10 protein-coding genes and 6 pseudogenes are annotated in these 24,317 nt (G+C 38.0%); 3 read left to right on the top strand and 13 right to left on the bottom strand.

Translation table 11 applies throughout. From position 1 onward, the window contains the following. The first annotated feature begins 7 nt into the window (after positions 1–7). Entirely contained in the window at positions 8–826 is an 819-nt protein-coding gene (locus NSTCB13_RS07575) for an ABC transporter ATP-binding protein (protein WP_448271843.1), read from the top strand. Between the two features lie 60 nt (positions 827–886). After that, positions 887–2,698, top strand: a complete 1,812-nt coding sequence (locus NSTCB13_RS07580) for an ABC transporter ATP-binding protein (RefSeq protein ID WP_445628999.1) — start codon at positions 887–889, stop codon at positions 2,696–2,698. Positions 2,699–2,860: 162 nt separating this feature from the next. On the opposite strand, the gene NSTCB13_RS07585 is transcribed toward NSTCB13_RS07580, so the two are convergent. After that, positions 2,861–3,238: a DUF1636 family protein gene (locus NSTCB13_RS07585; RefSeq protein WP_322711383.1), complete on the bottom strand. Its 378-nt coding sequence runs from the start codon at positions 3,236–3,238 to the stop codon at positions 2,861–2,863. A gap of 389 nt (positions 3,239–3,627) precedes the next feature. Further along, a pseudogene (locus NSTCB13_RS07590) lies at positions 3,628–3,825 on the bottom strand (IS66 family transposase); the annotation flags it as partial. A gap of 5 nt (positions 3,826–3,830) precedes the next feature. On the opposite strand from NSTCB13_RS07590, the pseudogene NSTCB13_RS07595 reads away from it, so the two are divergent. After that, positions 3,831–4,175 (top strand): annotated as a pseudogene (locus tag NSTCB13_RS07595) (hypothetical protein); the annotation flags it as partial. Between the two features lie 79 nt (positions 4,176–4,254). On the opposite strand, the pseudogene NSTCB13_RS07600 reads toward NSTCB13_RS07595, so the two are convergent. The 11 genes and pseudogenes from NSTCB13_RS07600 to NSTCB13_RS07650 form a co-directional block, all read right to left on the bottom strand. Further along, a pseudogene (locus NSTCB13_RS07600) lies at positions 4,255–4,359 on the bottom strand (IS5/IS1182 family transposase); the annotation flags it as partial. Between the two features lie 72 nt (positions 4,360–4,431). Beyond that, positions 4,432–4,536, bottom strand: a pseudogene (locus NSTCB13_RS07605) (IS5/IS1182 family transposase); the annotation flags it as partial. 54 nt (positions 4,537–4,590) lie between these two features. Next, entirely contained in the window at positions 4,591–5,616 is a 1,026-nt protein-coding gene (locus tag NSTCB13_RS07610; RefSeq protein WP_445629000.1) for a methyltransferase, read from the bottom strand. Positions 5,617–5,698: 82 nt separating this feature from the next. Further along, the gene (locus tag NSTCB13_RS07615; protein ID WP_448271844.1) at positions 5,699–7,075 is read right to left on the bottom strand and encodes an MATE family efflux transporter; all 1,377 of its coding nucleotides are present in this window, start codon (positions 7,073–7,075) and stop codon (positions 5,699–5,701) included. Between the two features lie 18 nt (positions 7,076–7,093). Next, complete coding sequence (locus tag NSTCB13_RS07620; protein WP_448271846.1) at positions 7,094–7,714, bottom strand: cytochrome P450; 621 nt, start codon at positions 7,712–7,714, stop codon at positions 7,094–7,096. 1 nt (position 7,715) lies between these two features. After that, on the bottom strand, positions 7,716–8,429 hold the full coding sequence (locus NSTCB13_RS07625; RefSeq protein WP_448271847.1) for a cytochrome P450: 714 nt from the start codon (positions 8,427–8,429) through the stop codon (positions 7,716–7,718). A 38-nt stretch (positions 8,430–8,467) separates the two neighbouring features. Next, a pseudogene (locus NSTCB13_RS07630) lies at positions 8,468–9,848 on the bottom strand (cytochrome P450). 23 nt (positions 9,849–9,871) lie between these two features. Continuing rightward, the gene (locus tag NSTCB13_RS07635) at positions 9,872–13,954 is read right to left on the bottom strand and encodes a non-ribosomal peptide synthetase (RefSeq protein WP_448271848.1); all 4,083 of its coding nucleotides are present in this window, start codon (positions 13,952–13,954) and stop codon (positions 9,872–9,874) included. 187 nt (positions 13,955–14,141) lie between these two features. After that, positions 14,142–14,903 (bottom strand): class I SAM-dependent DNA methyltransferase, encoded by a 762-nt coding sequence (locus NSTCB13_RS07640; protein WP_445629005.1) that lies wholly within the window; start codon positions 14,901–14,903, stop codon positions 14,142–14,144. Positions 14,904–14,957: 54 nt separating this feature from the next. Beyond that, positions 14,958–19,575 (bottom strand): annotated as a pseudogene (locus NSTCB13_RS07645) (beta-ketoacyl synthase N-terminal-like domain-containing protein). Positions 19,576–19,615: 40 nt separating this feature from the next. Continuing rightward, entirely contained in the window at positions 19,616–24,298 is a 4,683-nt protein-coding gene (locus NSTCB13_RS07650) for an SDR family NAD(P)-dependent oxidoreductase (protein ID WP_448271849.1), read from the bottom strand. Positions 24,299–24,317 lie beyond the last annotated feature (19 nt).

The raw sequence follows: 24,317 nt of genomic DNA on the forward strand, positions 1-24,317 counted from the left end.
ATCACCTATGAAAGGACTCTCAACTAAAAGTCTGTCTTTAGCTTATGATGGGGCGCTGATTATCCGTGACCTAAATTTGGCAATCCCGGCTGGACAAATTAGTGCTTTAGTTGGTGCTAATGGTTGTGGGAAATCAACTTTGTTACGAGGTCTGGCAAGATTGCTTCAACCCCGTGGCGGTACAGTCTATCTTGATGGAACGTCTATTTTTAATCTTTCTACCAAAGAAGTAGCACAGCAGTTAGGTATTTTGCCCCAAGGACCAGTAGCACCGGAAGGGTTAACAGTGCAAGATTTAGTAGCACAAGGACGTTATCCTTATCAAAATTGGTTACAGCAGTGGTCAGTAAAAGATGAAAAAATCGTGCAGCAGGCACTCTTAATTACAGATTTGTTGGAATTGGCAAATAGAGCATTAGATACTTTGTCTGGCGGACAACGACAAAGAGCTTGGATTGCAATGGCGTTGGCGCAAGATACAGAGATTTTACTTTTAGATGAACCGACTACTTTTTTAGATTTAGCGCACCAGATAGAAATTTTGGATTTGTTGTATGAGTTAAACCAAAATCAGAGACGGACAATTGTGATGGTACTGCATGATTTAAATCAAGCGTGTCGTTATGCTGATTACTTAGTTGCAGTCAAAGATGGTCGAATTTTTGCTGCTGGGGAACCAAAGCGAGTGATGACTCAAGAAATGGTTCAAGAGGTTTTTGGGTTGGAGTGTCGGATTATTCCTGATCCAGTGGTAGAGACGCCAATGTGTGTACCGATAGGACGCAAGGGAAAAGTAAATAATAAACAAATTTACTTAAATTCCTAATTCGATTTCTACTAGAGATATTGCTCTCATCAATCACATAAGTACAAATTATAAACAGTCGTGACAATCACATCAAAATCTTCTAAAGTATCTAAAAATCGAACAAACTCAGCCCAACCTTTACAACGTTTGCTCAACTATGGTAGCCAATATCGTCAACAAGTTTGGCAGGCAACATCATGTTCTATCATCAATACAATTTTAGATTTAGCACCACCGTGGTTAGTTGGTATTGCAGTAGATATTCTCGTGGAAAAGCAAAATTCTGTATTTGCCAAGTTGGGTGTAAAAGATGTATTTTGGCAATTTTTATTGCTTTCATTTATCACTATTATTGTCTGGATACTAGAATCAATTTCTGAGTATGCGTATAATAAAATTTGGCGTAATTTAGCCCAAAACATTCAGCATAATTTACGCTTGGATGCTTACAATCATGTACAAGAATTAGATTCAGCTTACTTTGAAGAAAGTAGCACTGGTGGTTTAATGTCAATTCTGAATGATGACATCAACCAACTAGAAGATTTTTTAAATTTTGGAGCCAATCAAATTATTAGTATAATCGCCTCAATTATTATTTTAATTGGTGGTAGTTTTTTAATTTTACCTGTATCTATAACTTTGGTAGCAATGTTGCCAATACCATTTATTATTTGGGGTTCCTTTACATATCAAAAGCTTCTGGAAGCTCGTTATGCTGAAGTGCGAGAAAGGGTAAGCTTTCTAAACTCACGGCTAGCAAATAATATCAGTGGTATTACCACAATTAAAAGTTTTACTGCTCAAAATTATGAAAGCGCTAGACTGGCAGGAGAAAGCGAAGCATATAGAAAAAGTAATGCCAAAGCAATTAAACTTTCTGCTGCATTTGTGCCCTTAATTAGAATGCTAGTTTTAGCAGGGTTTACAGCTTTATTATTTTGGGGAGGAATGGCAACGTATGCTGGTAAGATATCTATTGGTAATTACAGTGTTTTACTCGTTTTAGTACAGAGATTGTTGTGGCCCTTCGTAGAATTAGGAGAAATATTTGACAAATATCAAAGGTCAATGGCTTCTACCAAGCGGGTCATGGATTTATTAGATACTCCTATCAACATTACGGCGGGAGAGAAATCTTTACCTATTGAGCAAGTGCGTGGTGAAATAGACTTTAAAGAAGTTACTTTTGCTTATCACAATAGAGAGCCAGTAATTAAAAAACTATCTTTACATATACCCGCAGGTAAAACGATCGCTATTGTTGGTTCTACAGGTTCTGGTAAAAGCACTTTAGTTAAATTATTATTGCGATTGTATGATATTTCTTCTGGAGCGATCGCTATTGATGGTATTAATATCCAAAAATTAAATCTGGATGATTTGCGTCGCAGTATTGGTTTGGTCAGCCAAGACGTATTTTTATTTCATGGTACTATTGCTGAAAATATTGCCTATGGTACTTTCGATGCTACCGACGAACAAATAATTGCAGCTGCGAAAATTGCCGAAGCTGATGATTTTATTATCCGCCTACCCCAAGGTTATGAGACAATAGTCGGAGAACGGGGTCAAAAATTATCTGGTGGACAACGCCAAAGAATTGCGATCGCTAGGGCTGTTCTAAAGAATCCACCAATTTTGATTTTAGATGAAGCTACCTCAGCAGTAGATAATGAAACTGAAGCTGCTATTCAGCGTTCTTTGGAACGGATTACTGTAAATCGAACGACGATAGCCATAGCCCATCGTCTTTCCACTATCCGCAACGCTGATTGTATTTATGTGATGGAATATGGAGAATTAGTGGAATCGGGAACACACGAACAATTGTTAGAGAAAAATGGGATTTATGCTGGTTTATGGAACGTGCAGTCAAGGATGAAATAAAAAGTAGGGTGTCAAAGTGATATTTATCCCGATCGCAAAAACATATACAGCAGTTCCTGCTATTGTGAGGTACGTATTTAGTGCTGAAAGGGTCTAAAACCAGGGAGTGTGGATGCACAGAGACTGTACTTCATAACAGCAGGAAGTGCTGTATTACCAAAGCTATGATTTTACAGGCGGAATTTGCGCGAAAATCGCAGACTGTAAAAGCTCAGGAAGCTGTTCCCATGCTAAAACTCCTTTACGGCTCTTGATATACAGTTGCATAAATTCTAATAATGCTGCTGGGCTATCTTCTGGGGTAAGATTAAGAAAAAGATAGGTGGCTTTGTTATGGCTTGATACAGATACAACACAGCCTTTACTACAAGCCCATAAACATCCAACAGGCTGAATTTTAATTTCATCAGACGGAAATTGTTCGACACATAAAGTGTTTAGTCGATCAATTAAAATAGCACCATCAAAAGGCGGATTTTCTGGTCGTTCTTCAGATGAACGGTGACAAGACTTGCAGACTAATAGCGTGTGTTTGGTCATTTGGATTCAGGGGTGTTGACGAGATATTTAAAGAGATCATCAATTACTGCATCAGTTCCAAGCATATTTGTCGCAGCCCATGACATAAAATCAACATAATAAACATGATTCTCTTGAACAGCTTTAAGGGTTTTCCAAAGTGGCTCTCGTTGTTTATCTTCAAGAAATTAGACTTCTTGCAGAAGTCGGTAAAAGGGGAAGGGGAAAGGGGGAAAGGTATGTTATTTTCGCTTTCCCCTTTAACCTTTTCCCTTTTCCCACCTCTTGCAAAAAACACTTTTGCAAGAGGTCTATTGATTGTCACCCCTTGAATAAGTTGTCACAAATAAAATATCGCCATCTGCTTTTTCTAATTCCTCTAGGGAAATAGGAAATGCTCCATAAGGTGAATCCATATGTTTTTTATAGGGCATATGTGCATAATTATTTGCCCACCCTAAAAATGCCTGTAACGACGTTCCTAAATCTTGTCCTGGAATAATGTCTTGTGGCCAGGCGGCTGTTTGTAAATTGCCACAATCACATATACAGGTATGGCGTTGATACTCAACTATTTTTATAGGACGTTCTACTAGTTGCGCTACCGCTTTGTCAAGTAGAACGATACAGACTTGCTGCTGATGGTATGAAGGCTTTAATTGGTTTCTTGAGCGTGATTGCTGTAGAACTTTTGCAATTGACTTACCTACATCGTACCCAGCCTTTAGCACCAGCCATTGAAATTCTCAATCCCCTTCAATTTTGCGTTTTGAAAGCTAAATCTCCCAGATAACCCAAGGTGTTAACAGTTAGTTGGGCTGTTGAAGCGTTGGCGTTCGCGAAGCGTCTCGTAGAGAAGCCCGCACTTCGACAAAGCTCAGTGACCACCGTAGGCATCGCTCGTTTAGGGGGTTACTTGGAACATCGACATAAAACGCCTATTGATATCCAGGTACTGTAGCGAGGTTGGTTAAAATTACACGACCTCTGTGAGGGGTGGAAGCTTGCTAGAGAGACTTAACGGGAAAAGTCAGAGCCAAAATCTCTCCGCTTCCTCGATCGACTCCCAGATGCAACTTCCGCCACGTCCGTCGTTTACCTACCCCATGTGTGCGAACTTTCCATTCTCCTTCACCATACACATGGGTTGTCTTTCAACACAGAACTCAGCACTTTTAACTCAGCATTCGAGACTTAACGGGAAAAGTCAGAGCCAAAATCTCTCCGCTTCCTCGATCGACTCCCAGATGCAACTTCCGCCACGTCCGTCGTTTACCTACCCCATGTGTGCGAACTTTCCATTCTCCTTCACCATACACATGGGTTGTCTTTCAACACAGAACTCAGCACTTTTAACTCAGCATTCTTCATTATTAATTGATATCTATTTTAACTCCTTCAATAATACTAACATCCGATTGTGTTGGATAAATTTTAGTAAGTTTGAAACCTGCTGATTTAAATAAATCTTCAAACTCAGCTTCAGTACGATCGCGTCCACCAGGGCACATCACCAACATATTTACGTCCATAAACTTACCTGTAGAAAACTCATTGCCAGCAGGAATTATGAAGTCTATTACTAATAGTCGTCCTTGTTCTTTCATGGCATTATGACAGCGCCTAAGAATATCTTTTGCACGCTTATCATCCCAATTATGAAGAACATTCTTGAGCAAGTAGGCATCTCCTCCTGCTGGGACAGAATCAAAGAAATTTCCCCCTATTAATTGACAGCGATCATTCACAACTGTTGTCTCGAGCAAATTATTAGCTCTGTCAATCACATCTGGATGGTCAAACAACACTCCTTTTATTGTGGGATAAGCTTGGAGGATAGCAGTGAGTAAACTACCATTACCACCACCAATATCAATTAGCTTGTCAATTGACGAAAAATCATAAGCTTCTATTAATGGGGCATATTCGTCTTTTGACGAAGACATAGCCCGATCAAATATTTCTCCTCGGCTAAGATTTTGCTCGTTGTACTTAAACAAATCCATACCGTACAAATCTTCAAAGGCACTTTTCCCTGTCTGTACGCTATACATCAAATTTCCCCAGGATTTATAGTAGTGTTCTTCACCTCGCAAAATAGCTGTAGCACGAATTGAGTCAGGAACGTTGCTTTGCAAGCAATCTGCCAACGGTGTTAGCTCAAAGCATCGAGTTTGTGTCTCAGCAAAAATTCCGATACTGGCGAGCGCCCGTAAAACTCGATATAGAGAATCACTATGTGTATTTGTTGCAGCAGCTAAAGTATCGCAATGTTGAGAACCATCCTTAAGCAAATCAGCAATACCAAATTTAGCGGCGACATAGACACACTGTGAAACCCAGTAAGCATGTACCCATTCCATTGGGCTGATTTGAAGGTCTGTATTATTTGGATTCATTTTTTTGGCCTTTATAATGAATATATATGGATGTGTGAGAACTACAATTGAAAATCAATACAATTGAATCTTTATAAATAGTCTAATAAGGATTATCTTTTAGATGATTTATCGTCATTTTTTTGAATTCAATAAATGTTAACAAAAGGGCAACAATCATAAGTAAAAAATCTGTTAGAACTATTCCATAATATACACCATTTACACCTAGTAATTTTGATAGAATTACCACTAATGGAATAAATAAAACTATATTGTTTAAAATAATTATTATCGAAACAGTTTTACCCTTTCCTATAGACTGAAATAAAACTGAACCAAAGGGAACAAAAGCTATTGTTGGTATTAATAAACTCAAAACGCGAAAATTGAGTAAATCATTGTTTGTGAAAGTCGAATTTGGCAATAGCCAACTTAAAAATGTTTCTGGTGATAATTGCATTGGCAACCAGAATAATACAGCCAAAGCAGTTACAGAAATACTAAAATTAAAATAAGCTTTTCTCACTCTATCGTAATTTTTAGCTCCATAATTTATGCCAATCACTGGTTGTAATGCTTGCACAAACCCATTTAAAGGAATGAATGCTAATAAAGTCAATCTTATAGTTGCTCCGTAGAAAGCAATATCACTATTTGTTCCATAATAAGAGATAGATTTAAAAACAACAAAATTTTGAACTAATTCCATAATATTAGCGAGTAGCGCTGATATTCCCACTGATAAAATCCCTGGAAGTAAATTTATTGCTAGAGCCAGCTTTCTAGGATTCACTGGAATAGAACTTTTACCAGATAAGAAATATATAAAATTTATTATGCAAAATACTATCATAGCAATAACAGTAGCAAGAGCAATTCCCCGGATACCCCAATGAAAAACTACAACAAATATAGGATTTAAAATTATATTAATAATGACATAAATACCTGCAAAAATCATAGCTAATCTAACTTTACCTTCTGACTTAATAAGTTGGTTGGAAGCTACTGCTAAAATATAAAATACTGAGCCTAGTATATAAGTTTTAAAATATTCAGAACCGGCAAAAGCTACTTGACCACTTCCTCCCATTAGTTTAATTAATTCTTCACTAAAACTGTAGCCAATTATAGTAATAAAAAAGGATATAAAAATACCCATTATAATTAAATTGCCAAATATTTTGGACTGAGTTTTTATATCTCCCGCACCAATAGCTCGGCTCAGTACAGAAGCTGAACCTGTTCCAACTAAGTAAGCAAAACCATCAATGATAGCAGTAAGTGGTAGAGCTAAAGATATGCCAGCAATTGCTGTTTCTCCGATAAACTGCCCAGCAAATAAAGCATCAACAAAAGCATTCATATTAATCAGCAGCATTACTAGAATGCCAGGAGCTGATAACTTTAACATCAGTTTTAAGATGTTACCTTGAAGTATCTCATTTTTTATTTTAGATTGGTTTTGTGAAGTCATTTTTAATTGATTTACTTATTACCGTGACCCAAGCATTACCATCTTCAAGCCACTAGCAGGAGGATAGTTAACGCCCCTAGCTTTAGGTTTCTCTACTCTTTTACGTGCTAACGCTAATTGATAGCGTGAGAGAATTGTTGCTAATACCAGTTTCATTTCAAAAAGTGCTAGTAGCTCACCTGGACAGCGACGAGCGCCGCCACCAAATGGTAGAAACTCATAAGGAGAATATTCTTTTTCTAGAAAGCGCTCTGGTCTGAATTGCTTTGGTTGTGGATATAAATCTTCTCGTTGATGAGTCAAGTATATACATCCTCTTACTACGGTTCCTGGGTCTAATTTGTAGTCCATGACTTCAATTGGTGATTCTACAAGTCGTGGAAATGTCACAACCTGAGTTGGATAAATTCGTAGGGATTCATTACAAACAGCATTTAAGTAAGGTAATGCGATAATCTTCGCAGGTTCTAGGGATTCACCAAGAGTGTCAAGTTCTTCTAATAAGCGATCGCGAATACCAGGTACACTATGAATCCAGTACAAAGACCAACTTATAGCAGTAGCTGACGCATCTTGACCACCAAATAGCAATGATGGAAACAAATCTCGTATATATTCATAGGTCATTGGTTGACCCATTTCATCGCAAGCCAAGACCCAGTTCTGATAATACATCGGTACGCAAAAGATTTACTTGTTGGTGGCGCTCTTCAATTTCGATGTAGAGTAGTTTGTCAAATTGCCGTTGTAAGTGAAGCCAGTATCCCCAAGGACTCCAGCGACCCAAATCCCTTTTGAGAAAAGGGTAGGACAGAGATATATCTAACCAGCGAGACCGAGCGTAACTTATTAAATTAGAAAACAGTTGTCGAAATTGTTCGTAACGCTCTCCTTGATGTAATCCAAATAATGATGGCAAAACTACTTCTAAGGTAATCTTTTGCATAGTGGGGTAAGCAAAAAAAGATTTACCTAAAGTCAGTTGATTCATTACTTTTTCTGTTACTCTACAAATATGCTGTCCATATTCTTGTGTCTGGGTTTCGCGCATAGGTGACATCAACAACTTACGGCGATTTCTGTGACGCAACCCATCTAGTGCAAGCAACCCATACTTGCCGACAATTGATTCTCCACCTTGATTCAACTTACCAGAAGCTGTAATCTCTTTTGCATTAGTAAAAATCTGCTTCATCCCTTCTGGGTTGCTGATTATTACTAGAGGTATTGAATCAGCCATAATAGTGAAAATGTCGCCATAGCGATCGCCCATAGCATCCATGAAGGCAAGAGGATCGGTTTCAAATTGATTGAGTAATCGGGGAGAAGTTTTTGGTCCATCAGGTAGTTTCATTGGTATTTTTCTGACAAATGTTAAATAATTGATAGTTCTTAAACTAAACCGACTACGGATGGTTGCGATTGTCTTTGATTTTGACGCAGACTACGTATGACTATCTTCACACCGCTAGCTGGATAACAAATCAGACCTCCATATTTGGGACGTTCTGGGCGCTGACTAACTAGCTCTAATTCATAATTTGCCAGAATAGTTGCTAATATAAGTTTCATTTCAAATAAAGCAAAAGTCCCGCCAATACAAATACGAGAACCACCACCAAATGGGAGAAATTCGTAGGGAGAAAATTGTTTTTCTAAAAAGCGCTCTGGCTGAAATTCTTTGGGATTGGGATATAAATCTTCTCGCTGATGTGTAGAATAAATATTAGCAATAAGTATTGTACCGGGATTCAACTCGTAACCCATCATCTCAACGGTCGATTCTACCAACCTGGGAAATGCAAACAACTGAGTTGGATAAATTCGTAAAGCTTCGTTGCAAACAGCATTTAGGTAGGGTAATGTGACAATGTTCATAGGGGTCTGGGTTTTCACCAAGACTATCAATTTCTTCCAGCAGGCGCGATCGTATAGCAGGTAAACGGTGAATCCAGTACAAAGACCAAGCGATCGCAGTTCCGGAAGCGTCTTGAGCTGCAAATATAGGCGATAATAGAAGGTCGCGCACTTCTTGATTACTTAATGGTTCACCTGTTTCATCAGCAGCAAATATCAGATCGGTAAGCATATCAGTGCGTAAATAATCTGCTTGCTGGCGGCGTTCCTGCACTTCCGTATATAGCAATTGAAAAATTCCCCGTCGGAGATGAAGCATATATCCTTCTGGACTCCACCGACCTAAATCCCGGTTTCCTAAAGGTAGTTTGGTAATAAATTTAAAAAGTTTAGATCGCTCGGATTTGAACATAGAAACAAATAAATGCTTGAGTTTGTCATAGCGTTTACCTTCAGGTAATCCCAGTACAACCTCTATACCTATCGACAGCGTAATTTCTTCTATGCTTGAGTAAGCGATAAAAGGTTTGTCAATCGCTTGTCGAGCCATAATTTTTTGTGTAAGTTCGCAGATACGTCGTCCACAGGCTTGCATTCGCGTTCCATGAAAAGCCTGCATGAGGAGCTTACGTCGATTTTTGTGAATTAAACCATCAAGTTGCAGTATTCCTTGAGTTCCTGTGAACAGGGCAAAATCTTGGTTCAAGGTACCAGATGCGGTAATTTCTCTAGTATTGGTGAAAAGTTGCTTGATAGCTAAAGGATTACTAACATAAATCATCGGCGTAGAACCAAGCATTCTAGTCACCATATCCCCATAAAGTTGGGAATTAGCATCCATATAGCCAAAGGGGTTAGCCTCGAATTGCAGAGCTAGCAACCAAGCAGGAGTTTTTGGCCCTGGAGGTAGTTTCATCAGTCTTTTTTACTCCCATTATTTTATACAGCATTATCAATACAAACTCTCAGATATCTTGCTAATTCCTGAATATAAGGTTCTACAAAAATTGAGAAATGGTCGCCAGGAATTTCAATCATTTGTATAGGTTGCTTTGAAAATTTCTTCCAACCTAGAAATGGATCGTCGGTATTCCATTCGGGGTTTTCAAAATCATGAATTATTTCCTGATTTGCTCGGAATAAAGTCAGTTTTCCAGGATAAATCTGCGGGATATAACCTCGCATAGCTTGAACATGAGATTTAAACAGTTTGTAATGGTGAAGGAAATCGTTAATCTCCGGCTCGCTAAAAATGAAATTTGCTTTTTGATTAATAAAATTAAGTTGCTGATTTAATGGCAAATCTCGAAGTTCTTCAAAAGGTACTAAAAAGTCTATATTATTATCGGTTTTTATTGATTCAGCGATACGGAGTAAAAATTTTGCATCGTCATCGTCTGTAGATTCAATGGGTGTTTCTGATAGTATGGCATCGATGACAACTAATAAACTTACTGTTTGACCCTTATTTTGTAATTGTTGCGCTATTTCAAAAGCAAGTACACCGCCATAACAATGACCACCTAAAAGATAAGGGCCATTTGGTTGTATTTTGCGAATTTCTTGGAGGTAGCGAGTTGCTGTCTCTTCTACTGAAATAATTTCTGGTTTGTCTTGTTCTAAGGTATCTTCCAAAGCGTAAAATTGATAATCTTCACCAAGTCTTCTGGATAAATTAAAATAGTGACTAATACCTCCACCAGCACCATGCATACAGAAAAAAGGTATCTTAGAACCAGAAGAGTTAATTGCTACTAAAGGAGAATTAGAACTCTGACGGGCTGGCTGACTGACAATGCTTGCTAGTTTTTCAATTGTTGGGTTTTCAAAAAGAGTAGACAGGGGAAGATTATGCTCAAATCTGTCATGAATTTGAGCCATTAAGCGTACAGCTAAAAACGAGTGACCACCCAACTCGAAGAAGTTATCTGTTACCCCAATAGGATTAGTATTTAGGAGATTTTCCCAAAGTTTTACTAATGATAATTCTGTAAAATTCCGAGGAGCAACAAATGATTGGATAGTAGTTGGTCGGATAACTTCATCAATTGGCAGAGAATGCTTGTCTACTTTGCCATTAGGTGTAAGTGGAAGCTTATCCAGTATAACGAAAGCAGACGGTAGCATATAATTAGGCAAATAATGCTGCAAATAGGGCAACAGTTGTGTAGCTATATCCTGTTTATTTGTGACGACATAGGCAATCAAACGCTGATTTTCTTGAGCATCATTGCTGGCAATTACAACAGATTCTTGTACATCTGGATGTTGTGCGATCGCAGATGTAATTTCATCCAATTCTACTCGAAAACCTCTAATTTTTACTTGTTCATCCTGACGACCAAAATACTCTAAACTCCCATCGTTTAGATTACGCACAAAATCGCCTGTTTTGTAAAGGTTGGTTCCAGAAATAAAGGGGTTATCAATAAACTTTTCTTGAGTTAATTCCGGACGATGTAAATAACCATTCGCCAATCCATCACCACCAATATAAAGCTCTCCAATCACTCCTATAGGTGTTAATTGTAAAACCCGATTCAACACATAAGTTTGAGTATTGTCAATAGCACGACCGATAGGGACACTGCTTGCTTGGTCTTCTAATAAACTAGTATCATAGTAAGTAGCGTTGGCGGAAACTTCCGAGGAGCCATAAAGGTTAATTAGTTTTGCAAATGGGATTAATTCTCGGAAACTTTTAGCTAAGTTAATAGATAGTGTTTCCCCGCTAGTTATCCAAAGTTTGAGCTGCGATAATTTCTTGAGCAGATGACTGTAATTGTTAATCAGTAAGCGCAGTAGTGAGGGTACAAGTATAATACGGCTTACTTGATGAACGGCCAGAGTTTCTATAAATAGTTGCGGGTCTAGTATAGTTGCATTACTGATAATTACTGTAGGAATTCCTTGAAGTAAAGGAGCAAAAATTTCCCATACAGAATCTACAAAACTAATAGCTGTTTTTTGACAACAAACTTCTCCTTGGGTAAAAGGATAGGTTTTCCATAGCCAATGTAAGCCATTAACTGTACCGCGATGAGTGCCAAGAACGCCTTTAGGTGTTCCTGTTGAGCCAGAAGTATAGATAATATAGGCAAGCTTATCAGATGCAGAGATGCTAATGGGATTTTCTGAACTTTCTCGACTAATTTCATCTTTTTGGATATCTAAACAAACGGTTTTAGCCGAAGATAATGATAGTTTTTCTAATATTTCTTGCTTGGTAATTAACAGCGATGCTTGGGAATCAGAAAGCATGAAATTCAGGCGTTCCACTGGATAACTTGGATCGAGGGGAATGTATGCACCACCAGTTTTAAGAATAGCTAAAATTCCTGTCACTATCTCTATGGAGCGTTCCACACATAGAGCTACCAGCGTTTCTTTTGTTACACCCTGTTTCTGTAAATAATGTGCAAGTTGATTAACTCTGTGGTTAAGTTGACGATAAGTCAGTTTCTCAGACTGGCTAATTAACGCTAAAGAATCAGGTGTTAATTCTACTTGTTGCTCAAATAATTGATTCAAAGATGCATCTTGAGGATAATCAGCAATATTTTGATTAAATTTAAATAATAGTTGTTCTTGCTCAGAAGCAGTTAGTAGTGACAACTCACTGATGCGCTGCTCTGGATTATCAACAATATTCCCTAATAATGTTTGGAAGTTGTTGATAAATTGAGTAATCATTGTTGAATCAAAAATATCTGTATTGTACTCCAAAGACCCTGTTAACCCTTCTTGAGATTCAGATATCGACAAGAAAATATCTAGTTGAGCTGTTCCACTATCAAATTCCAAAGTACGTAAGGTTAATCCAGACACTTCCTGCACAGACGTTGGAGTATTTTGCAGGACAAACATGATTTCATAAAGTGGATTTCGGCTTAAGTGGCGTTCGGGTTGCAATTTTTCCACAAGCATCTCAAAAGGCAAATCTTGATGTGCATAAGCATCGAGAGTCACCTCACGGACTCGATGTAGAAATTTGCGGAAACTGGGATTACCACTGAGGTTATTACGTAACACCAAAGTATTAACAAATAAACCCAGCATCCCTTCTAATTCTGCGCGGTTGCGGTTGGCAATTGGAGAACCAATTAAGATATCTTCTTGGTCTGTGTAGCGATATAATAATATGTTAAATGCTGCCAGCAAACTCATAAATAAAGTTGCGTCTTCTCGCTGGCTTAATTGTCTGAGTACATCGGTCAGGGCTTTTGAGAATGTAAAGTACTGCTTGGCACCACTGAAAGTAGTAACTTTCGGTCGCGGACGGGATGTAGGTAATTGTAGTACAGGTAACTCACCTTTGAGTTGTTGCTTCCAATAATTTAGTTGGGTTGCGAGAAATTCACCTTGGATGCGATCGCGTTGCCAAATTGCAAAATCTGCATACTGAATGGGGAGTTTGGGTAAGGGAGAAGGTTGATTTGTCAAGAAAGCAGCGTATAGCATTGACAGCTCGTGCAGGAACACACTACAAGACCATCCATCTGTAATAATGTGGTGCATGGTCACAAGCAAAATGTGTTCTTCTTCACTCAAGCGCAGTAAAGTTGCTCTGACTAAAAGTCCTTTAGCTAAATTAAAAGGTTTTTTTGCTGACTCTGCTGCAAATAGCTTAACCTCCGACTCCCAGTTATTATCAGACAAATGTTCAAGATTAATAATAGATAAATCCCAAGTTAATTGAGGTGCAATCTCCTGTACTGGCTCTCCATTTACAACGGTAAAAGTTGTGCGCCAAACTTCATGACGCTTGAGAATTTCATTCAGACTTTGCTGAAGTACTTTAATATTCAGCTGTCCTTTGATATGAAAAGCGATGGGAATATTGTAGAAAGAACTCCCGTGATAAAGCTGGTCAATAAACCACAGTCTTTGTTGGGAAAAAGATAAGGGAATATTTTTAAATACTTGACGTTTGGGGATAATATCAGCTTGAATATTTCCTCTCTTCCATTTTTCTAAAAGGGCTTTTTTCGCTGGTGATAAATTAAAATCTTGTTTATCCATTGCCAAGAAATTATTAATATTTATTATTTTTAGTTGTTTAGCTAAATTTTGACTTGCCGCTTAATAAAAATTCTCATTCCCAAACTCTTGATTCAGATAACTATACTGTTATCAAAAGCTTATTAAGTGACAAGTCCTATCATCAAAAAAATTAATTTTGACTTAGCCACCAATCTCTGCAATTATACTATGGCGTCAGGGATGGTTTTCGACAAACGAAGCAATCTTCACCTGCTGGAGTAGGGTCTCCAAAATCTTTGCTATCATACTGATTAATTTCTATAAAGCCCACATTTTCTAAAGCCGACTGAATTTCTGATGAGAAATAATTTTTTTCCAGTAGAGTACTGTCCGAACGCTCCCAAATTCCATTTATCAATTCAAACGTGGTGGACTTGAGTTCCCGTATCCTTTCTTCTGGGTTGTATTTGCCTTTTTCAAGATAAACATATTTATCATTGACATCACATATATTGTAATCTTGTAGAAAACTATCACGCAATACACTGTCCCCAGTTACTATGGCGAACACAAAAATACCATTATTATGCATCGCCGCATATACGTTTCGGAAGACAGTTGTCAATTCTTCAAGGTTTAGAATGAAGCCGAGAGTGTTTCTTGAAAAAATTGCATCATAGGTGGGTAGCGACTCAAAATTACGTATATCACTAAGAATAAATTTACTTTCAGGTGCATTCATTTGGGCGTGGTGCAATAGTTTTTCAGAACAATCAAGTCCAGTTGTTTGATAACCTCTGATATGAAACTGTTGGACTAACTGTCCGTTAGCGCAACCAATGTCAAGAATATGTGTTCCTTTAGAGAGGTGTTTTAGCATTAATTGTTCTAAAACTAGTGCTATACTTTCCGCCTCGGAAGTGACACCTATAGCGTTATAGACCGAAGCAATAGGATCGTGATTTCCATCATTATTGGCTAAAGACATAAACTGTTTTTCCTATTTCTAGATAAAGATTTAAAATCAAGTATTTTGGGAAACTTATAACAAAAGAACTGCTACTTCTTCTTCGGATAATTCTTCAATCTTTGCCAATAGAAGTTGTTCAACTATTTCTGCTTGTTTGGCTGGTATCATTGCTTCAAATAAAATATCACGTAGTGGTAAGTCTACAGGGAATTTGGTTCGCAATCGAGAAACTAATTGAGTTGCAATTAGTGAGTCACCTCCTAACTCATAGAAGTTGTCGTAAATACCGATTTCTGCAATCCCAAGTACCTCTTGCCATATTTCTGTAATTTGTTTTTCCAACTCATTTGTCGGAGCAACATAGGAATTACTAAGGCTAGGTCTAGAGTAGTGTGAAGATAAATCTAATTGATTAGTTGATGTTGGACTTACCAGAGAGTTGAGGCTAAATATATGATTCTTTCTTATATTAATATCTACTTTAGAAAGAATAATTTGAGTTCCTTCTCTTAAAGAAAACACTCGTTTAAATAGTTCTACAGTTTCTGTTTGGGTAATATCTAATTTTGACCCATATACTTGAGCAAGTGTTGTTTCTTCTTGGTTAGTATTCAGTTGTAATTTATCCCAATTTATAATATACCACGGAAAATAATTATTCCTGTTGTGTCGATTAGTAAAGGTGTCAATGGATTGATTAGCTGCTGAATATAAGCCTAATCCAAATCCTCCTAAAATGGAAGATAAAGAAGAAAAAATAATACAAAAATCTAATTTTATATTTTGTAAGACTTGTTCTAATACTGTAATCTTACAAAGTTGGGAGTCTAAAAGTTTTTGTAATTCTATTTTATTAATTTCTGTAATTGAACCAAATATATTTTCGCGTTTTATTCTAGTTGAATAAATGACCCCATTGATTTGTCTAATATTTTCAGATGCAAGACTATGAGACATTTGCTCATAATTAGTTGTATCTGCACGCATTACCAAAACTTTTGCACCTAATTTCTCTAATACAAGCAATTGTTGAATTTTGCAACTCACTTCATCTTCTTGAGTGTGAGATTCCAGCCATTGCGAGAAATCGTCTTTTTCTGGGAAGCTAGAACCCTCGATAAATATGAGTTTTGCTTGAAAAGTTTTTGCTAAATATTCTGCAAGCACAACTTCAATACTTTCTAAACCGCCAGTAAACAGGTAAACACCTTGTTTTCTCAATGGTGTTTTTTCGTTAACTACTGACTCTAAGCGAACTGGCTCAAACGTTTGTACCCAACGGTAGCGATCGCGATAAGCAACTACTATGTCTGACGATACAGAGGTCAACTCATCCAAAAGTTGGTCAATAATATTACTCTCACAATCTTCTTGTCCTTTTTCTGCGTCTTTGCGATTAGTTAAAGCAATATCAATACATCGACAAGTAATATTAGGATACTCTTGAGGGATGACTTTGCATAAACCTAATATGGCTGCTTTCTCTGGGTCTAATTTTTCATTCCCATTCACCTCTTGGATGTTGTTCGATACGACCAAAATTTGCAAGCGATCGCTAATTTTCAGTTTACTAAGGTTCTGCATTAAAAATAGTAAACTGTTTAATTCTAAATAATTACATTTCTGACGTGTTTCAACATAGCTTACGCTCCAAAAATAAGCAACATTTTCTGGAGTTTGACCTGATAATACTAATTCTTTTAGTAAGGTATTGTAGTCTTCACTTATATATGGATTAATTGTATAAATACCCTCATTTAACTTACTAAAATATTCTCCTTTTTTAACAAAAATAATATTTTTAATTCGATTTTTTAACACATCAATTACTTTTTCCGCTATTCCCAAATCATCCACAAAAAATAGCCATTTTTGTTGTGCAGATTTTATTGGATAAGAGGATGAATTATGCAGTAAAGAGCGCTTCCATGAAGGAATATAAAACCAGTCAGCAATATCTTGTTTACGATCTAATGTTATTGATTTTGTATTGACTAAAGTGGATGGGGATTTCGCATCAATCCAGTACCTTTGTCGTTCAAAAGGATAAGTAGGCAAAGGCAAACGATGACGCTGCTCATGGATATAAAATCCCGACCAATCTATTTCGACACCAGAAAGCCACAAGCGACCTAATGTTTGCAACAACCAAGCAACATCCGATTGCTGTTCTTTAACATGGCGTAAGGAAGTCAATACCTGTTGCTTGGCATTTCCGTCCAAATGCTGTGTCGTTAATGTACTTAAAGTTCGCCCTGGTCCCACCTCCAGAAAAACACCTTCAAATTGCTGTATGAGTTGGGATATCCCATCTGAAAATCTGACAGTTTCTCGTAAATGTTGACACCAATAATTCGGATTTGTCGCTTGCTCTTGACTAATCCAACTGCCAGTTACATTAGAAATAAACCGGATGCGTGGTGGATTCAGTTTGACTGTTTTTATCACCTGAATAAATGCTGGCAATATTGGCTCCATCATCGCCGAATGAAATCCATGAGATGTATGCAACAGCCGACATTCAACTTCTTGAGAGGATAATTGTTTTTCTAGGGCTGCAACTGCTTGGTTTGTTCCGGAAACTACACAAGAAGATGGGCTGTTAATCGCTGCGATTTGTAGAGATGTTTGATACAACGTTTGTGCAGACAGCAGCAACTGCACATCTTTTTCTGGCAGCCTAATTGCCAGCATACTCCCAGAGGGCAACTGTTGCATCAACTGTCCTCTTTTTGCCACAATTTTTAAGGCATCTTCGAGAGAAAATACATCTGCAATGGTTGCGGCGACATATTCCCCAATACTATGACCAATCATTGCTTCTGGTCGCACACCCCAAGACATTAATAACTGAGTCAGGGCGTACTCTGTAACGAATAACGCGCTTTGGGGTCAGGGCTGTTTGTTGTAGTTGCAAATTAGCTGCTTGAGTGTCTTCTTCTCTGGGATAAAGTAAGGAACGGATATCAATACCTAGATGCTCTTGCAAAATCACAGCGCAAGTATCTACATGTTTTTTAAACGTCGGTTCGACTTCATACAGTTCCCGACCCATGTTTGCATACTGTGACCCTTGTCCTGAAAACATCAAGATGACTGGCTGTTCTCTATGCTCTTGACATACAGTAAAAATCCGTTCCTGCGCCTGTGTCGCCAAGACACTTACAGCATCTTGAACACTCTCACACACCAAAATTCGGCGATGGTTAAAAGCTTTACGACCCACTTTTAAAGTGTGAGCAACATTAGCTAAATTTATATCTGGATATTGTTTTAAATACGTAACCAAATTTTCAGTCGCAGTATCTAAGGCTGTGCTAGTTTTGGCTGATAATAATATCAATTCCCAAGGTCTAGAGTCATCAAAATATTTAATGTCAGGGGCTTCTTCCAGAATCAGATGGGCATTAGTTCCACCAAAACCTAAGGAACTAACTCCTGCTCTCCGGGGAGTATTGTTAGCTTTCCACTCGGTAAGTTTAGTATTAACGTAGAAGGGGCTGTTAGCAAAATCAATCTCAGGATTGGGAGCTTCAAAATTTATACTAGGAGGTATTTGTTTATATTTTAATGCTAGGACAGTTTTGATCAGACTTGCAACACCAGATGCTGTGTCTAGATGTCCAATATTTGGTTTTACTGAACCTACAGCGCAGAAGCCATTTCTTCGCGTAAAAGCACGAAAAGCCTTAGTGAGCGCAGCAATTTCTACTGGGTCTCCAGCAGCTGTTCCAGTTCCATGAGTTTCAATATAGGAAATATCATCAGCATCTATTCCAGCATTTGCCAGAGCCTCTACAATAACTTCAGCCTGGCCATTTACACTAGGTGCTGTATAGCTAACTTTTAAAGAGCCATCATTGTTGATTGCTGAACCTTTAATAACTGCATGAATGTAATCTCTGTCTGCTATTGCATCTTTTAATCTTTTTAAAACGACTATTCCCAGTCCACTGCCGAAAATAGTACCCTGTGCTTTAGCATCAAAGGCTCGACAATGACCATCAGGAGACAAAATTCCGTCCTCTTCATATAAGTAACCTGACTTTTGTGGAACTATAATCGTAACCCCACCTGCTAAAGCAATATCACACTCTTCATCAAGTAAACTTTTGCAGGCTAAATGTACAGCGACTAATGAAGTAGAACAGTAAGTTTGGATACCTACACTTGGTCCTTTTAAATTTAATTTATACGATATATTGGTGGTCAAAAAATCTTTGTTCAGAGTATAGTTATTGGAAATATTTATTAAATTAACGTTTTCATATATATTGTAAAAAAAGTAACTATTTGTACTTACACCAGCGTAAACCCCAATCAAACCTTCATAGGTTTCTGGATCGTATCCAGCATTTTCAAGAGCTTCCCAGGCACATTCTATAAATAGGCGATGTTGGGGGTCCATTAATTCAGCTTCTCTAGGGCTGCAACCAAAGAACTTAGCATCAAAATACTCAATGTCTTCTAATACAGGTGCTGCTTTCACATAATTGAATTCGTTTAAAACTTCCTCTTCAATATTTAAATCTACTAAGTCATGATTGGATAAAAATGAAATAGACTCAACACCATTTTGAAGATTATGCCAAAAATCATCAATATTTTTTGCTCCAGGTAAACGGCCAGACATTCCTACTATTGCTATATCTATATTTGCTGTTTGTTCTTGTTTTATATTGGTATTCATAATTTCTCGATCTAGATAAACTAACTGAAGTTAACATATTTTAGTTACTTTTGATTTTCATCTGTCTTCTCTTCTGTCCTCGCCTTAGTCTTTGTTCAAAAGTATTTTCCTGAGATTCTTCAGATGTAAAAATCTTTGCCATCGAACTGATGTTCGGATATTCATAAAGTTTGGCAACAGAAATATTTACCTTAAATATCTTATTTAATGTTGCAATAAGTTGAATACCTATCAGCGAATCACCACCAAGTTCAAAAAAATTATCATGGATTCCTATTCTTTCAATGCCAAGGATTTGTTGCCAAATTTCAAATAGCTGTTCCTCAATTTTATTTCGAGGAGCAACATAATCATTACTTAATTCCGGCCGGGGATATTTTGAGCTAGATAGATTGGCAGTTTCTAAAAATTCTAGGGATTGTATTTGTTTGGAAGAATTATAATGTCTGAGTTTATCCAAGAAGTCAGAGGTAGATATTACAACTTGAGATATTGTATTTCCCAAAGTACGTAGAAAAACCTCTACACCCTCATTAGATAATATGCCTTGTTTAAGCTCTTCTATTCGTGATTCTTGGAGGTGTTGAGGAACTCCTGTGTTTACAGCCATTCCAACTTCTTGCCAAGCATCCCAGTTGATACTTGTAGTAAATTTGCCATGTTTTGAGGCATTACGGTGAGCAAAAGCATCAAGAAAAGCATTTGCTCCACAATAGTCTACTTGTCCAAAATCCCCTAAAATTGAGGTGCTTGATGATACTAGAATAAAGAAATCTAACTGAATATCTTTGACAAGTGAATCAATAACTACTGTACCTTTGACTTTCGGAGCCAGAATACTTTCTGCTTCTGCTTGAGTTTTTCGCTGAATGACACCGCCTCCAGGAATTCCAGCAGCATGGATGATACCGTTTAACTGACCAAATTGGTGTTCAGTTCGAGTAATGACACTTTGCATTTTTTCGATGTTGCTCACATCAGCACTCACCGCCAAAACTTCTGCACCTAAGTCTTCAATTTCTTGAACTTTGCGAATTTTGTAGCTAGTCCTATCAGTTTCATCGTGAGTAGCAAGCCATTGAGACCATTCGTCTTTTTTGGGTAAACCAGAACGTCCTATCAATACTAGTTTTGCTTGTACAGTTCGAGCCAAGTATTTTGCCAAAACAAGTCCAATACCTCCGAGTCCACCTGTAATTAAATAGACTCCTTTTTCTCTTAGTCGAGGCTTTTCGATTTTAGCTTTATCGAAGCGCACAGGTTCAAAAGATTGTACCCAACGGTTTAAACCTCGATAAGCAATGAGTTTTTCAGAATCAGGAACTATCAGTTCCGCCAGCAATTGTTTTACAAGTTTTTCTTCTTGCCAATTTCGTTGTTTTGCAAGTATAACATCAATACTACGACAGTTTATATTTGAATATTCTTGAGAGATGACTTTAATTGGCCCAAGTAAAGTAGCTTTCTCCGGAGAAAGTATTTCATTGCCATTTACTGACTGTAGGTCGTTAGAAATAACTATAATTTGAAAATCATTACTAGTTTCTAGTTTTCCTAAAGCTTGAGCAAGATATAGCAAGCTGTAAAATCCTATTACTTGAGCTTTTTCAACTTTTTCAATTTCTAATTCTTCGTCACTACCAGGTGTAATATTCCATAAATGAGCAATCGTTTTTGGCAACTTATTTTGCTTATAAAGCTCCTGGAGTAAAATATCGTAGTCATAATTATTTTTCGGATTAATAGTATATTGAGATTCACTTAGTATGGTAAAACTCTCAGCAACTTTTACAGTAATTACATCCTGGTTTTGTGTTTCTAATTGTTTGACCAATTTACTACCCAAGCCACACTCATCGATAAACACCAAAGTGCAAGACTTCTCAGATGCTAATTCTTGATGTTCAAGTTGTAATGGTGGCAAAGAAGGCTTCCAAAAAGGGATATAAAACCAGTCGGCTATATCAGGTTTTTTACCCAGTGATACTGGAGTGTGACGCTCATCTTGTCCTTGCTTGTTAGGTTCAATCCAGTACCTTTGTCGTTCAAAAGGATAAGTAGGCAAAGGCAAACGATGACGCTGCTCATGGGTATAAAATCCCGACCAATCTATTTCGACACCAGAAAGCCACAAGCGACCTAATGTTTGCAACAACCAAGCAACATCCGATTGCTGTTCTTTAACATGGCGTAAGGAAGTCAATACCTGTTGCTTGGCATTTCCGTCCAAATGCTGTGTCGTTAATGTACTTAAAGTTCGCCCTGGTCCCACCTCCAGAAAAACACCTTCAAATTGCTGTATGAGTTGGGATATCCCATCTGAAAATCTGACAGTTTCTCGTAAATGTTGACACCAATAATTCGGATTTGTCGCTTGCTCTTGACTAATCCAACTGCCAGTTACATTAGAAATAAACCGGATGCGTGGTGGATTCAGTTTGACTGTTTTTATCACCTGAATAAATGCTGGCAATATTGGCTCCATCATCGCCGAATGAAATCCATGAGATGTATGCAACAGCCGACATTCAACTTCTTGAGAGGATAATTGTTTTTCTAGGGCTGCAACTGCTTGGTTTGTTCCGGAAACTACACAAGAAGATGGGCTGTTAATCGCTGCGATTTGTAGAGATGTTTGATACAACGTTTGTGCAGACAGCAGCAACTGCACATCTTTTTCTGGTAGCCTAATTGCCAGCATACTCCCAGATGGCAACTGTTGCATCAACTGTCCTCTTTTTGCCACAATTTTTAAGGCATCTTCGAGAGAAAATACATCTGCAATGGTTGCGGCGACATATTCCCCAATACTATGACCAATCATTGCTTCTGGTCGCACACCCCAAGACATTAATAACTGAGTCAGGGCGTACTCTGTAACGAATAACGCGCTTTGGGTCAGGGCTGTTTGTTGTAGTTGCAAATTAGCTGCTTGAGTGTCTTCTTCTCTGGGATAAAGTAAGGAACGGATATCAATACCTAGATGCTCTTGCAAAATCACAGCGCAAGTATCTACATGTTTTTTAAACGTCGGTTCGACTTCATACAGTTCCCGACCCATGTTTGCATACTGTGACCCTTGTCCTGAAAACATCAAGATGACTGGACAGTAACCTGGCTTGTAGTGGTAACTAAAAATACGTTGTGGGTATTGGCTGTTAAGCGATTTCACTGCATCATTTGGGTCTTGGCAAATCACGATACGGCGATAGTCAAAAGCTCGACGACCTACTTGTAGGGTGTGAGCGACATCTGGTAGGGGAATATCGAGGTTTTGCTCTAAATAATCACGCAATTGTGCTGTTGCAGTGTCTAAAGCTGTGCCGGTTTTGGCTGAGAGCAACAACAATTGCCACGGACGGGAGTGTAGAGACGCAACTTGGCGCGTCTCTACTGGAGCTTCTTCCAAAATAACATGGGCATTAGTCCCGCCAATACCAAAAGAACTCACACCTGCTCTGCGGGGTGTTCCGTTGGTTTTCCACTCGGATAATTTGGTATTGACGTAAAAGGGGCTATTGGCAAAGTCTATCTGTGGATTTGGCTCTTGAAAGTGCAAACTTGGAGGTATTTGTTTATGTTTTAATGCCAGAACTGTTTTAATTAAGCCTGTTACACCAGCTGCTGTATCCAAATGTCCAACATTGGTCTTGACTGAACCAATAGCACAAAAACCTTTTTTATTTGTGCTAGCACGAAAAGCTTGTGTAAGAGCTTTAATTTCAATCGGGTCTCCTAAGATAGTTCCTGTACCGTGCGTTTCTACATAAGAAACAGTCTCAGGTTCGACTCCGGCTAAAGCTAAAGCTTCTAAAATAACTTTCCTTTGACCATCAACACTAGGGGCTGTATATCCAACCTTTAAAGAGCCATCGTTATTAACAGCTGAACCTTTGATTACTGCATAAATAAAATCACCATCAGCAATAGCATCCTCTAATCTTTTCAAGACTACTACACCTAAACCACTGCCACCATTAGTTCCTTTCGCTTGAGCATCAAAAGCTCGACAATGACCATCAGGAGAATAAATTCCTCCTTGTTGATAGTGGTAACCAGTTTTTTGCGGCACTCCAACGCTAACACCCCCTGCCAAAGCCATATCACTTTCACCATTTAGTAAACTTTGGCAGGCTAGGTGAACAGCAACCAATGATGTAGAACAGGCTGTCTGAACATTGATACTTGGCCCTCTTAAGTTTAATTTGTAAGAAATTTGTGTTGGGAGAAAATCCTTATCATTCCCAATAGTAATACTGCCTTCTGATTCCATCAAATCCCGATGGGAATATAAGTTTGATAGCAGGTAGGAACTGGCAGCAAGACCAGCGAAAAGACCTATTTGACCGCTATAAGTTTCCGAATTATAGCCAGCATTTTCTAAAGCTTCCCAAACACTTTCCATAAAAAGACGGTGTTGTGGGTCTGTAAGTTCAGCTTCTCTGGGGGAAAAACCAAAAAATGAAGCATCAAATAACTCTATATCTTCTAATATACCGCTTGCCTTCACGTAATTGGGTTCGTTAAGCAATGATCGATCTACCCCAGCAGATATTAGTTCTTCATTCGTGAAAAAAGAAATTGACTCTACGCCATCCCGCAGGTTGTTCCAAAAGTTATCAATTTCATTTGATCCCGGAAAACGACCCGCCATACCAATAATAGCAATTTCGTCTTGAAGATTCTCATTTAAGCTATGAATAAAATTATTGGCTATATCCATAAGTCAAAACCTGATAATA

It is taken from the genome of Nostoc sp. DSM 114160 (genome assembly GCF_053470305.1).

Excerpts from the sequence above, each read along its gene's own strand:
- NSTCB13_RS07575 (WP_448271843.1), top strand. The coding sequence starts at position 8 with ATGAAAGGACTCTCAACTAAAAGTCTGTCTTTAGCTTATGATGGGGCG.
- NSTCB13_RS07585 (WP_322711383.1), bottom strand. The coding sequence starts at position 3,238 with ATGACCAAACACACGCTATTAGTCTGCAAGTCTTGTCACCGTTCATCT.
- NSTCB13_RS07610 (WP_445629000.1), bottom strand. The coding sequence starts at position 5,616 with ATGAATCCAAATAATACAGACCTTCAAATCAGCCCAATGGAATGGGTA.
- NSTCB13_RS07615 (WP_448271844.1), bottom strand. The coding sequence starts at position 7,075 with ATGACTTCACAAAACCAATCTAAAATAAAAAATGAGATACTTCAAGGT.
- NSTCB13_RS07620 (WP_448271846.1), bottom strand. The coding sequence starts at position 7,714 with ATGGGTCAACCAATGACCTATGAATATATACGAGATTTGTTTCCATCA.
- NSTCB13_RS07625 (WP_448271847.1), bottom strand. The coding sequence starts at position 8,429 with ATGAAACTACCTGATGGACCAAAAACTTCTCCCCGATTACTCAATCAA.
- NSTCB13_RS07635 (WP_448271848.1), bottom strand. The coding sequence starts at position 13,954 with ATGGATAAACAAGATTTTAATTTATCACCAGCGAAAAAAGCCCTTTTA.
- NSTCB13_RS07640 (WP_445629005.1), bottom strand. The coding sequence starts at position 14,903 with ATGTCTTTAGCCAATAATGATGGAAATCACGATCCTATTGCTTCGGTC.
- NSTCB13_RS07650 (WP_448271849.1), bottom strand. The coding sequence starts at position 24,298 with ATGGATATAGCCAATAATTTTATTCATAGCTTAAATGAGAATCTTCAA.